This is a genomic window from Microbulbifer sp. 2205BS26-8, from assembly GCF_030731025.1.
Taxonomy (GTDB): Bacteria; Pseudomonadota; Gammaproteobacteria; order Pseudomonadales; family Cellvibrionaceae; genus Microbulbifer; species Microbulbifer spongiae.
In genome coordinates, this window is sequence record NZ_JAVAMR010000042.1 from 19,141 (window position 1) to 30,887 (window position 11,747).

At 52.8% G+C, this 11,747-nt stretch carries 12 protein-coding genes and 1 pseudogene; 9 read left to right on the top strand and 4 right to left on the bottom strand.

Going from position 1 to position 11,747, the window contains the following annotated elements:
- Position 1: 1 nt before the first annotated feature.
- From Q5Y71_RS13075 to lysS, 4 genes are all read left to right on the top strand, one after another.
- On the top strand, positions 2 to 631 hold the full coding sequence (locus Q5Y71_RS13075) for a LysE family translocator (protein WP_306042566.1): 630 nt from the start codon (positions 2 to 4) through the stop codon (positions 629 to 631).
- Positions 632 to 671: 40 nt separating this feature from the next.
- Positions 672 to 1,124 (top strand): hypothetical protein, encoded by a 453-nt coding sequence (locus tag Q5Y71_RS13080; RefSeq protein WP_306042567.1) that lies wholly within the window; start codon positions 672 to 674, stop codon positions 1,122 to 1,124.
- A gap of 567 nt (positions 1,125 to 1,691) precedes the next feature.
- Positions 1,692 to 2,787 (top strand): peptide chain release factor 2 gene (gene prfB, locus Q5Y71_RS13085; protein ID WP_306042578.1). Its coding sequence is split into 2 segments (ribosomal slippage): positions 1,692 to 1,763 and positions 1,765 to 2,787, totalling 1,095 coding nucleotides; the frame shifts between segments, so codons are not numbered across the junction.
- A gap of 72 nt (positions 2,788 to 2,859) precedes the next feature.
- A complete protein-coding gene (gene lysS / locus Q5Y71_RS13090) occupies positions 2,860 to 4,344 on the top strand; it encodes a lysine--tRNA ligase (RefSeq protein ID WP_306042568.1) in 1,485 nt (494 codons plus the stop codon).
- Positions 4,345 to 4,984: 640 nt separating this feature from the next.
- Here lysS and Q5Y71_RS13095 read toward each other — a convergent pair.
- From Q5Y71_RS13095 to Q5Y71_RS13110, 4 genes are all read right to left on the bottom strand, one after another.
- Positions 4,985 to 5,995: a lipid A deacylase LpxR family protein gene (locus Q5Y71_RS13095; RefSeq protein ID WP_306042570.1), complete on the bottom strand. Its 1,011-nt coding sequence runs from the start codon at positions 5,993 to 5,995 to the stop codon at positions 4,985 to 4,987.
- A 239-nt stretch (positions 5,996 to 6,234) separates the two neighbouring features.
- Positions 6,235 to 6,846: a TPM domain-containing protein gene (locus tag Q5Y71_RS13100; protein WP_306042571.1), complete on the bottom strand. Its 612-nt coding sequence runs from the start codon at positions 6,844 to 6,846 to the stop codon at positions 6,235 to 6,237.
- Complete coding sequence (locus Q5Y71_RS13105; RefSeq protein ID WP_306042572.1) at positions 6,846 to 7,592, bottom strand: YgcG family protein; 747 nt, start codon at positions 7,590 to 7,592, stop codon at positions 6,846 to 6,848. The genes Q5Y71_RS13100 and Q5Y71_RS13105 overlap by 1 nt, the downstream gene beginning before the upstream one ends.
- Positions 7,589 to 8,194 carry a LemA family protein gene (locus tag Q5Y71_RS13110; RefSeq protein WP_306042573.1) on the bottom strand — a complete coding sequence of 202 codons (606 nt, stop codon included), beginning with the start codon at positions 8,192 to 8,194 and terminating at the stop codon, positions 7,589 to 7,591. Before Q5Y71_RS13110 ends, Q5Y71_RS13105 begins: the two co-directional genes overlap by 4 nt.
- 82 nt (positions 8,195 to 8,276) lie before the next feature.
- On the opposite strand from Q5Y71_RS13110, the pseudogene Q5Y71_RS13115 reads away from it, so the two are divergent.
- The 5 genes and pseudogenes from Q5Y71_RS13115 to ung all read left to right on the top strand — a co-directional run bounded on the left by Q5Y71_RS13115 (position 8,277) and on the right by ung (position 11,576).
- Positions 8,277 to 8,828: pseudogene (locus Q5Y71_RS13115) on the top strand (YaeQ family protein).
- The gene (locus Q5Y71_RS13120) at positions 8,828 to 9,310 is read left to right on the top strand and encodes a YajQ family cyclic di-GMP-binding protein (protein ID WP_306042574.1); all 483 of its coding nucleotides are present in this window, start codon (positions 8,828 to 8,830) and stop codon (positions 9,308 to 9,310) included. Before Q5Y71_RS13115 ends, Q5Y71_RS13120 begins: the two are co-directional and overlap by 1 nt.
- A gap of 11 nt (positions 9,311 to 9,321) precedes the next feature.
- Positions 9,322 to 10,254, top strand: a complete 933-nt coding sequence (locus Q5Y71_RS13125; RefSeq protein WP_306042575.1) for a hypothetical protein — start codon at positions 9,322 to 9,324, stop codon at positions 10,252 to 10,254.
- A 6-nt stretch (positions 10,255 to 10,260) separates the two neighbouring features.
- A complete protein-coding gene (locus tag Q5Y71_RS13130) occupies positions 10,261 to 10,848 on the top strand; it encodes a uracil-DNA glycosylase family protein (protein WP_371877054.1) in 588 nt (195 codons plus the stop codon).
- 2 nt (positions 10,849 to 10,850) lie between these two features.
- The gene (gene ung / locus Q5Y71_RS13135; protein ID WP_306042576.1) at positions 10,851 to 11,576 is read left to right on the top strand and encodes a uracil-DNA glycosylase; all 726 of its coding nucleotides are present in this window, start codon (positions 10,851 to 10,853) and stop codon (positions 11,574 to 11,576) included.
- Positions 11,577 to 11,747 lie beyond the last annotated feature (171 nt).

Sequence of the window (11,747 nt, forward strand, 5' to 3'; positions counted from 1 at the left end):
CATGGATCTGTCAGTACTTACACTCTTGGTTCCCGCCAGTTTTTTTGTCTCGGTAACCCCGGGGCTTTGTATGATGTTAGCACTCAGTTTGGGCATTACTGTGGGGGTGCGCCACACCCTCTGGATGATGGCAGGGGAGTTGGTGGGGGTGGCCCTGGTGGCGTTGGCAGCGGTGCTTGGTGCTGCGGTACTGATCATGCAGCATCCCGCAATATTCCAGGTGCTGAAATATTGTGGTGGGGCCTATCTCGCCTGGATGGGGGTGCAAATGTGGCGCTCGCAGGGGCAACTGGCCATATTGGATGAAGCGGAGCGGGGTGTCGCGTGTGCGCGGCCTTCGGCGAGAGCGCTGATGGCGCAGGGGTTTGTCACCGATGTAGCCAATCCAAAAGGCTGGGCTTTCTTTATAGCTCTGTTGCCGCCCTTTATTAACCAGAGCAAACCACTGGCGCCGCAACTTTCTGTGTTGGTCACCACCATAGTGCTGCTGGAAACCCTGTGTTTACTGATTTACGCTGGGGGTGGCCAGGGGCTCAGTCGATTGCTGGCGCGAGCTGAAAATGTGCGCCTGATTAACCGCGTTTCTGGTAGCTTGATGTTGCTGGTTGGAATCTGGCTGGCGCTATCCTGAGTCAGGCTGCCACAGATTGATGAATTTTGGAGACATTTCGATGATCAGAGACGCTGTGCCTGCATTGCTTACCCTGTTATTGGTGTTGGCAGTGAGTGCTTGCGGGCAACCTAAGGAGGAGCAGACCGTGGAGAAGGAGCCCCAGATTGCCGAAGGTCCTGCCCAGACGGAGGTGGCTGCAAAGCCTACTGTGCCGGATCCCGGAGTCCTGGTGTGGGTGTATCGTGCAAGTGGTCGCAAGCAATGCGAGGGCGGCGGTATGACAATGCAGCAGAGCCTGGCGAGGCTGCAGGAAAATGGTGTAACGGTGCAGGCGTCCCGCTGTGGCATGCGCACCGATAGAATGTACCCCTCGATGTGTGGTGCGCCTACAGGAGATATACTGCTGCACCAAGTCAGTATGGATGCCCTGGAGGCCACTCTGGAACTGGGCTACAACCCGGCCGAGCAGGTGCAATACCAGACTGTCGAGTGCCGGGACAATAGCGCTTAGGTTTTGAGTGTCCTAGCAGATACAAAAATGGGGGGCAAGTTGCAAGTTCGTCATCTAACTGTTCCCGATGGCTTATGGCACATTTTGCGGGGTACTTATAACAGTCTACTTTGGAGAAATGGCAAAGGGCTCCGGTTGTGTCGCAAGCCGGTTCATCACTTGGCGGTTTGATCTGGGGACAGCTTTGTCAGGCCGAAAGGGTTGTGGTAATAGCACGGCGAATAGGTGTCTCTGTGCTATGGACAATGCCTCTGTATTTTCTACCACAGGCACGTGAGCGCTTCCCAGACTGGACAATAAAACCTCAACAGCACAGCCTGTAAACCGGTATTTGGGGGTAGTCGGTTGCTTCAGGTCCGGACTGTCTTTGCAGAGCTTGCACAACCTTGCGCAATAGCAGGCAGTTGTGCCGGTAGCGAGCTTGGTAAAGTGCAATTTCGCTGACGGTGCCTGGTCGGGCTGAAGCATGTGCCAGGGGCCCTTCCGAGCCGCCGCTTGACTGGCAGAGCCCCTATGGCTGGGGTAGAATGCGCGCCGTTTTTTATTTTGCCGGAACACCGAGAGTTCATGGAAATCAATCCCTTCCTCAATCAATTGAATGACCTCGAAGAGCGCACCGATGTTCTCAGGGGGTATCTTTGACTATGCCAGCAAGAAAGAACGCCTGACCGAGGTCGAACTGGAGCTGGCAGAGCCGGGTGTCTGGGACGACCCGGACCGCGCACAGGCCCTGGGACGCGAGCGCTCTTCCCTGGAAACTGTGGTGGCCACCATTGAAAATCTCGATGCCGGCATCTCCGATTGCCGCGAGCTGCTGGAGCTGGCGGTTGAAGAGAATGATGAGGACTCTGTGAATGAAGTCTCGGCGGAGATCGGAGGATTGCAGCAACAGCTTGGCATCCTGGAGTTCCGTCGCATGTTCTCCGGTGAGAACGATGAGAACAATGCCTATCTAGAAATCCAGGCGGGGTCCGGTGGTACCGAGGCCCAGGACTGGGCGGAAATGCTGTTGCGCATGTATTTACGCTGGGGGGAATCTCACGGTTTCAAGGCCACCCTGGAAGAGGTGTCCGCCGGTGAAGTGGCGGGTATCAAGAGCGCCACTGTGCATTTCTCCGGGGATCATGCCTTTGGCTGGCTGCGAACCGAAACCGGTGTGCACCGCCTAGTGCGCAAATCCCCTTTTGATTCAGGTAACCGCCGCCATACTTCTTTTTCTTCCGTGTTTGTGTCCCCCGAAATTGAAGACAACATCGAGATTGAAATCGATAAATCCCAGGTCCGTGAAGATACCTACCGCGCATCCGGTGCCGGCGGCCAGCATGTCAATAAAACCGACTCCGCGGTACGCTTGACGCATACGGAATCCGGTATCGTGGTGCAGTGCCAGAGCGAGCGTTCCCAGCACCAGAATCGCGACAAGGCCTGGAAGATGTTGCGCGCAAAAATGTACGAGCAAGCAATGCTAAAGCGCAATGCGGAAAAACAGGCCATGGAAGACAGCAAGGCCGATATCGGCTGGGGCAGCCAGATTCGCTCCTATGTTCTGGATGATCAGCGCATCAAAGACCTGCGTACCAGCGTCCAAACCAGTAACTGCCAGGCAGTACTGGACGGAGATCTGGACCAGTTTATCGAAGCCAGCCTGAAAGCCGGCCTCTGATTCAAAGTCTCCATCTTCACCGTGCCCTTCGGCGATGGGGGGCAAATTCACTCACATAACTGATAGACCACCATGACTGATTTCCAGCAAGACGAAAACAAACTGATTGCCGAGCGCCGCACCAAGCTCTCCGCCCTGCGAGAGAAGGGCAACGCTTTCCCCAACAGTTTTCGCCGCGAGAACCTCGCTGCCGACCTGCAAGCTGAATTCGGCAATAAACAGAAAGAGGAGCTGGAAGAGCTGGGTAAAAGCGCATGCGTAGCTGGGCGTATCCTGGCGAAACGCGGTCCCTTTATGGTAATCCAGGATGTGTCCGACCGCATCCAGTTGTATGCGGACAAGGCGGCACAGAAAGACATTAAAGCGCGTTTCGGTGCCTGGGATATCGGTGATATCGTCGGTGTAAAAGGCACATTGCACAAATCTGGTAAAGGCGACCTCTACGTCAACTGCGAAGAGTACACTCTGCTCACCAAGGCGCTGCGCCCACTGCCGGAAAAATTCCACGGTATTGCCGATCAGGAGTTGCGATACCGGCAGCGCTATGTGGACTTGATCGCCACACCGGAATCCCGCGAGCTTTTCCGCCTGCGCTCTCGGGTGATTAATTACATCCGTCAGTTTATGAATAGCCAGCAGTTTATGGAGGTGGAAACTCCCATGCTGCAGGTGATTCCCGGCGGTGCCAGTGCACGTCCGTTTGTAACGCATCACAATGCGCTGGATATCGACATGTATCTGCGCATTGCTCCGGAGTTATATCTGAAGCGCCTGGTGGTGGGCGGTTTCGAGCGGGTTTATGAAATCAACCGCAACTTCCGCAACGAGGGGCTGTCTACCCGCCACAACCCCGAGTTCACCATGCTTGAGTTTTACCAGGCCTACGCGGACTACAACGACCTGATGGATCTCACAGAAAAGATGCTGCGCGGCATTTGCGAGGAGGTACTGAATACAACCATGCTGGAGTATCAAGGCCGCAGCTACGACTTTTCCCTGCCGTTTGCCCGTCGATCTGTGTTTGATTCCATCCTGCATTTCAATCCGGAGCTGACTGCGAGGGATATTGATAATATCGAATCCGCTCGCACTCTCGCGGAGAAACTCGATATTCCGCTCAAAGACAGCTGGGGCTTGGGCAAGGTGCAGATCGAAATTTTTGAGAAAACTGTGGAGCATCGGCTCGACCAGCCTACCTTTATTACCGAATACCCTACCGAGGTTTCTCCGCTGGCGCGTCGCAATGACGATAATCCCTTCGTGGCCGACCGCTTCGAATTTTTTGTGGGAGGCCGTGAAATCGCCAATGGTTTTTCTGAGTTGAATGATCCGGAAGATCAGGCAGAGCGCTTCAGGGCTCAGGTGGTTGAGAAGGAAGCGGGTGATGATGAGGCCATGCACTATGATGCCGATTACATACGCGCCCTGGAGTACGGCCTGCCGCCTACTGCTGGCGAGGGTATTGGTATCGACCGTCTGGTGATGCTGTTGACCAACACCCCGTCTATTCGCGATGTGTTGCTGTTCCCACATATGCGCCCGGAAGCCAGTGACTGATTGACCTGGGCACTGGTTGCGGTGCGTATCGCCGCCGCGTGAGTGGTCCACGCGGCGGGGGTTTTCTTTTTGCTGCCCTGACTACTGCCACGTCGATCTTCCTAAGCGTCCTGTGTAGCTGCTGTTATTTTCCCTTTGAGCCGGGCCCGGTTGGTGTCGGAGGGATCCTAGGGGGAGTTCTGGGTGGCCACCTCCCTGCATTTTGTGTAACAGTATGACAGTATCGATTATTCCACTGTGCTGCCCGACGAAAAATTAACTTATGCTATCTCCCAGCACGCCCCTTATAATGCGTTAACTTGACGCTGTTAAATTGGTAAAGCCGACTTTGATCTGTTTACCAATTCAAAGGCTATGTTCATACAATAGTCGTATTATTCAACTCATTCAGCTCAATTCCAAACTCTATTGTGAAGAGCCGGGCATAAGTAATTTTGATAACTTCCGCTAATCATGCTTCCCGTTTGCCTGGAACAAATTTCCCTCGCTACATTCTTTACTCTAGGACGGGACAGTACTTCTTACTCCTTGATTCAACCGGCAGCAGCGATCCGGGAAGCCTGGGTTACACTTACGGCTCGATAACACCTGAGTTCTCGCCGGCAATGGGTGTCGTCCAGCGGGGTTATGTACCACGTTATTACCAGTGGTAAGTCAGTGCCAATGAGCCGTATTGATCAGGGACCTGTTGTACATCATAGGAATCTGAAACAGCACTTAGCGTAAAATTAACGGTAAAATGGTAAAATTGAATGGCCCCGCCTGCTGTTGCAACGCTTTGGTATTGCTGCAACTTAACTGAGTGACTATTGCTGAAGGTATTGCCATTGAGGGTGATATCATGAATAACATAATTACCCATACAGGTGACAAATAAATGCCAATCACCGTGTTTTGGTAGCATGGCTGGATTCATATTGGCGGCTGGATTCACCGAGGTGTTCAGGAAACTGTTGGCCAGTCCCGAACCTACGCGCCACCCGAAACCCAGACCAAAATCAGTTTTTCGGTTGCCCACTCCCCCTTGGGCAAGGGCGATAAAATCCATCTCGTGACCACTGCCAACGGCGGTACTGGCGAGGCGCCAGACCCGTTCGGCCTCCAGCCGGAAAATCGGTTCGGTTTGGAGTTGATTTTTCCATCCTTTGGGGGGATTGGCTCTGATTAGGCTGTGAGCGGCTTTTTGTGACTGCTTGGCTAGAGAAGGTGGACCAACAAAACCCAGCAGCAGACTCAGGCGATCGTTGATAAAGTGGCTTCCAGCAAACATATTGCCCTGCCAGTAGAGTAGGCCCGCATAGGGCCTGTCCTCCGTATTAAGAGCACTTCTGGAGGTGTGGTCAGGTGTGTACATTTCCTGCATTATCTTATAGGAAATTGCCCGTTGTTTGTTTTTCATGGTGGCGATAGGCGTATTACGGGTTATACGGTGAATCCAGTTGGGAATATTCTCTTCGTTAAAGCCTTCCTTGCCTATACTGTAGCCCCAAGTATAAGAAAAGCCATTAGTATAGTCACCATCGTCGTTGACCCAAAAATCGTTTTCCCAGTGATAGGACCACAGCTTTGCACTTTGTTCGTCATTGGCGTGATTGTGTAGTGAATAAACTAAAAGGCAGGTCGGTAAAACCGGCAATAAAAATCGTATCATAGGGCGCTCTAACCTATCGCCTAAATCATGATTAATGAGAATGTAGTAACAACGCAGGAGCGGTTCTTCTATGAAGTATAGATAAGCCGTGATAAATCACATCGACGAGTATTGCTCAGGGAATAACTTATCCCGGTTTCGTGAATGTATATGAATGGTCTTTGTAGCTCTGATATAGAAATGTATCTCAGAAATAAATATGTATTATTACTTTAGTGAGGACTGGATTTAGGTTTTTCTCAACTCAGCAGAATAAGGTGATTGGGTAGTCCGTCTTTTACTTTGCTGGCAGGGGCGGCATCATGAAGCAATTCTCCACACAGGGCAATACACTGTAGTAGAGCCTCTCCAGCTTTGCCCCGCTTGATTTCACGAATAAAGGTTTCAACGATTGTCTGCCAGTTTTCATTGGTAATCTGTTTTGCGAGACCTCGATCTGCCAGTATTTCGACGTAGTGCTCTGCCTCGCACACAAAAATTAAAAGCCCGAGTTGATTCCGCGTGCTGTATAATTCCTGCTCGAGAAACTGTCGCCGGGCAAGATTTGAAGCGCTCCAGTACTTTATTTTCCTGGGAACCAGTTTCATGGTAATGCGTCTCCAGTGAAAGAGAATGGCCAGGGCAATAAAAAAAATCCACTGGATCATAAAGGCCTGTTGGAAGTTGATCCACCAGGGAAGAAATTGAAGGAGAGGAGAGAGCAATAGTGCCAGGAAAGCGGCCCACAGCGTGGAAATGTATAGGTAATTATCTGCCTTTTGTGCCATCACTGCTATCACCACGGCATCGGTATGTGATTCAACTTCCTTGATTGCTTCGACAACCTGGCGCTGATAGCTGTTACTGAGCATTACCATCCTCCCGATGCGCCCCCACCACCGAAACCGCCGTCACCTCCGCTAAATTTGTCCCCGGAACGCTGGCTAGGATAACCACTCCTAAAACCGCCGCTGCCATAGTAGCCGCCAAAGCGCCCGCGCTTGTAGCCACGCCCGTGTATCGGCGAACTGAGTATCGAAGTGCCGAACAGTTGCAGCATGATTAGAATCAGAAGTAGCCCGAGCAAAATTTTCATGCGCCGGTCTTTCTTGGTCTCCAGAGGCGCGGTCACATACTCATTCTTGGTGGCCGCGATAATGGATTGCACTCCGGCGTTAATCCCCCCGGCAAAGTCGCCGCTTTGAAACTTCGGCAGTACTTTGGTCTGAATAATGTTGGCGGCCAGGGCATTGGTAAGGGTGGACTCCAGCCCATCACCAACTTCAATACAGACTTCACGTTCCCTGGGGGCCACTAAAAACAGCACCCCGTTGAGTTTCCCTTTGTGTCCCAGTTTCCAGTGACGCGCCAACTGGTGGGCGTATTCCTCTATGGTAATTCCATGCAGCTCTGGCAGGATGGCAACCACCAGTTGGTTGCTGCTGTCAGATTCGTATTGCTGGACCAGTTCAGTCAGTTGGTATCGCTCGTCAGCAGCCAGCATTTTGGCCCTGTCCACGACGTGACCGGATAGTGGGGGATAATAGATATTCGCCTGTGCTGCCAAAGTGAAGAGCAGTGCCATTACAGAGAGGGTGACTGGACCGGAGCTATTCATTGTGTAATTGGACACCCCTTGGCTTGCTCTCGGGTTGTTAGGAAGGTCTTCCCTTGTGACAGACCGCTTAAGCATCGGTGGTGCCAGATATGTCCTGAGGTGGTACACTTTTTCCAATTGTAGTGCTCGGCAGTCTGGATATAATTCCGCCTTGTCAGCTTGATCCGAAACGCCGTGTCCTCTAATGGGGGTTGCTGACTGAAGTACGACGGACTTACATTGGCGTTGAGATAGCGATCTAACACCAATATTAAGTAGATCAGGGCATATGCTAGGCGGGCCTGGACAACACCAAACTGCAGTTGTTTGACGAGGTTATTGAGCAGGTTGATCTCAAATTGCTGGGTGCTGGATTTTTTGCCGGCTTCGATAACGACCCGCCGGGTCTTGTGCCCGCCCTTCGCATAAGCCTGTAAAGTTTTAACAGGGCTGGGTATCTGCTCTGAGCAGCTCTGGTACGGGATTTTTACCCGGGCCCAGAGTACTACCGGCTTCTTACTCAAGAAGGTTTTGTTGATGCCACAGCCGCTAAAAACTTCCGCTAGCAGACGAGGCAGTGCGCAGTGTCTGGTTGTGGGGCTGCTGCCAGTAGCAGAGGTCATGTAGAATAGCCTTATTCTTCCATGAACCAAGAATAGTCCGCCTTACCCCACTTGCTGGCGACTGCTGGAAGATGTAGAAGAAATGGCGCTAAAGGCAACGATTTTTAAGGCCAACGTGCAAATTGCTGATCTGGATCGGGATTATTATGCCCGGCATCAGTTGACTTTGGCACGGCATCCGTCAGAAACGGATGTGCGTATGATGGTGCGTTTACTGGCCTTCGTACACAATGCAACGGCATCATTGGCATTCACCCGAGGCCTGCCATCAGTTGAGGATGCGGACCTTTGGCAGAAAAGCCCCAGTGGTGATATTGATCTTTGGATAGAGGTAGGCCTGCCTACAGCAGAACGTTTGCGCAAGGCCAGCAATCGAGCCGGACGGGTTTTGGTTTATAGCTTTGGCGGGCGTGCTGCGTTGTTGTGATGGCAGAAACTGGGAAGCCAGCTCGCATGCTTGGACAAGCTTGAAGTTTTTCACCTCTCGTCCCATAGTACAGCGCAACTAGCGGACATGGTCGAGCGCACTATGAATTTCAGCATCACCATTCAGGATGGACATTTTTGCTTCGCAGCCCACGATCACAGTGTGGAGTTATCCCTGGAAATCTGGAAACAGGAGCAGAGAAGTTAATGCCTTCATTTGACATAGTATCTGAAGTGGACAAACACCAGTTGACCAACGCCGTGGATCAGGTGAACCGCATGGTGAGTAATCGCTTTGACTTCAAAAGCGTGGATGCTGAAGTGGAAATGCGTGATTTTTCCCTGATGGTGTGTGCCGAGGCCGATATTCAACTCGATCAGATGGTGGATATGCTGCGCGGTGCACTGGTGAAGTGCGATATAGATCCCCTGGCCATGCATATCGGTGAGAGAGAACAGTCCAGCAAGCAGGTCAAGGTAGGCATAACCTTGAAAAATGGCCTCGATAAAGCCCTATCAAAGAAAATTGTGAAGCTGATCAAAGATGAAAAGCTGAAGGTACAGGCGGCCATCCAAGGGGAGCAGGTGCGGGTTACCGGCAAGAAGCGCGATGATCTGCAACAGGTCATCACACTGCTCAAAGGTACAGCGCTTGAGCAGCCCTTACAATTCAATAATTTCCGCGACTGAAAGGGGATAACGTGATTAAGCGTCTTCTCTTTAGTATAGCCTGTGTCCTGTTGTCGCCCTTGGCGATAGCCACTGATATCAGTCCCGCTAGGTTGTTGGCGAGTTATTGGGTGGATGGTAGTGCGGGCTTGGATCTATCCGGTTTGAGCTTTTGTGCCGGCAAACTGCTCACGGTTTCCGATCGAGCGTCCAAGCAGATTTATGCGATTCAGCTTATGGATGGGCGCGCTGAACTGGTGCCCTACTTAAAGCTTTCTGGGCTACGAGTGCCGAAAAGAAGCCAAGCACACAGTCTTTGGTCCTTTATCCCGGAGTTGTTTCGGCCAGCCAGGGATCTGGATTTTGAAGGGATCACCTGTGGTGAGAATGGTATCTATCTTTTGAGCGAGCGCTACAACCGCATTGCGATGGTAGTGGGGCAGGGCGAGGCCCGCTGGCTCGAAAATCTGTGGTCTCCTGAAGTAAAGGCGCGGGGATACCTGCAGGCCCCTAATGTTTCCAGCGAGGGGCTGGTAAAAGCCGGTGACCAGTTTTGGCTGGCCATTGAGCGAGAGCCCCGCGGTTTGCTCAGACTTAGCCCCGGTGGTGATGCGCAGGTATTTTCGCTGCCCTCTGTAACGGGTCTGGATTTTCGCGGCAGCCCCGAAGATCTTACCGGTCTCGCATATTTCGATGGTGCGCTCTTTACCCTGGAAGGCAATGCCCATGCAGTATGCCGAAGGACCCTGCCGAGCCTGAGAGCCGAGTGGTGCCTGGATTACCGAGCATTGGAGAAAGCACCGGAGCGGATGTACGAGGTGGCTATCCGCGGCAGGGGTGGGGGAGTGGCTGTGAACGAGCAGGGTATCTTTATGGTATTCGACAACGATAATACCGCACGCGCCCAATACCCGGGGGACCGGCGCGCGCTGTTGTTGCACCTGGCTTTTCCCGACAGTTTATAGGCGGTAATGATGGAAAGACTGTCGGCACTGTTGGCGGAGATCCGTGCCTGCCATCTGTGCGAGGCGCAGTTGCCCCTGGGCCCTAATCCCGTGCTGCGGGCAGCGGCGTCGGCGCGCCTGTTGATTGTCGGGCAGGCACCGGGCACCCGAGTACATGCCAGCGGTATACCGTGGAATGATCCTTCCGGCAACCGGTTGCGCAGTTGGCTATCGATCAATCGGGAAACTTTTTATGATGCGTCCCGCATAGCCATTATCCCAATGGGCTTTTGCTATCCGGGTCGCGGAAAGAGAGGGGATTTGCCGCCGCGCCCCGAATGTGCCGCCAACTGGCACCAGCGCCTGCTGGCGCAGTTGCCCAATGTGCAACTGACCCTGTTGGTGGGACAATACGCCCAGCGCCACTACCTGCCGCACTGGTATGGCAGTATTAGTGAGAATGTGTGCCGCTTTCGCGACGCGTTGCCGGCCCGTTACTTTCCCCTGCCGCATCCCAGTCCACGCAATACCTTGTGGTTACGCCAGCGGCCCTGGTTTGAAGAAGCAGTGGTGCCGGAGTTGCGGCGACATACAAATAAGATACTCAGAGTGTAAACATGCCGGTTACCAATAATATTAAGATTCATCCTTCCTGGTACGCTGTGCTGAGGGAAGAGTTTGAACAGCCCTACATGGCCCAGTTGCGCCAGTTTTTGAGAGGAGAGAAGGCAGCCGGCAAGAGGATTTATCCGCCGGGTGGACAGATTTTTAATGCGTTTAATTCCACCCCGTTTGATCAGGTGAAGGTGGTGATACTGGGGCAGGACCCCTACCATGGCAGCGGCCAGGCCCATGGTCTGTGCTTCTCGGTGTTGCCCGGTGTGCGCATTCCGCCGTCACTGCAAAATATCTATCAGGAGTTGCACATGGATATGGGCATAGCGCCCGCACACCACGGTTGCCTGCAGCCCTGGGCCGAGCAGGGGGTATTGCTGCTAAATGCCACTTTGACAGTGGAAGACAGCAGGGCAGGTGCTCACCAGGGACGTGGCTGGGAGCGGTTTACCGATGTGGCGATCCACAAGCTGGCGGAACAGCGCGAGGGGCTGGTATTTATCCTGTGGGGCAGCTACGCACAGAAAAAAGGCGGCTTTATCGATCGCAACAAACATCTGGTGCTGCGTGCACCGCACCCCTCACCCCTCTCGGCTCACCGCGGCTTTTTCGGTACTCGGCCCTTTTCCCAAGCCAATCACTGGTTGAAGCAACGGGGCCAGGCACCAATTGACTGGAAACTACCGGAGGTAAATGGGTTGCAGAGGACTGCGGTGGAAATTCGGTAAGTGTTGGTTTTTGTTATTTTATCCCCTGTACTTCATTTGGATAGGGCTGTCCTGGCTTTCAGACTTAAATCACCTAGAGGCTAAGCATTAAAATATAAAAAGTTAATTCTGGTTATGTGAATCGACCGGCTAGCCTAGAACTCCCTTGGTAATCCCCCCATTTTTACCCGC

Coding starts and splice junctions, on each gene's coding strand:
- Q5Y71_RS13080 (WP_306042567.1), top strand. CDS start 672: ATGATCAGAGACGCTGTGCCTGCATTGCTTACCCTGTTATTGGTGTTG.
- lysS (WP_306042568.1), top strand. CDS start 2,860: ATGACTGATTTCCAGCAAGACGAAAACAAACTGATTGCCGAGCGCCGC.
- Q5Y71_RS13130 (WP_371877054.1), top strand. CDS start 10,261: ATGATGGAAAGACTGTCGGCACTGTTGGCGGAGATCCGTGCCTGCCAT.
- Q5Y71_RS13120 (WP_306042574.1), top strand. CDS start 8,828: ATGCCTTCATTTGACATAGTATCTGAAGTGGACAAACACCAGTTGACC.
- Q5Y71_RS13075 (WP_306042566.1), top strand. CDS start 2: ATGGATCTGTCAGTACTTACACTCTTGGTTCCCGCCAGTTTTTTTGTC.
- ung (WP_306042576.1), top strand. CDS start 10,851: ATGCCGGTTACCAATAATATTAAGATTCATCCTTCCTGGTACGCTGTG.
- Q5Y71_RS13110 (WP_306042573.1), bottom strand. CDS start 8,194: ATGACCTCTGCTACTGGCAGCAGCCCCACAACCAGACACTGCGCACTG.
- Q5Y71_RS13095 (WP_306042570.1), bottom strand. CDS start 5,995: ATGATACGATTTTTATTGCCGGTTTTACCGACCTGCCTTTTAGTTTAT.
- Q5Y71_RS13105 (WP_306042572.1), bottom strand. CDS start 7,592: ATGAATAGCTCCGGTCCAGTCACCCTCTCTGTAATGGCACTGCTCTTC.
- Q5Y71_RS13100 (WP_306042571.1), bottom strand. CDS start 6,846: ATGCTCAGTAACAGCTATCAGCGCCAGGTTGTCGAAGCAATCAAGGAA.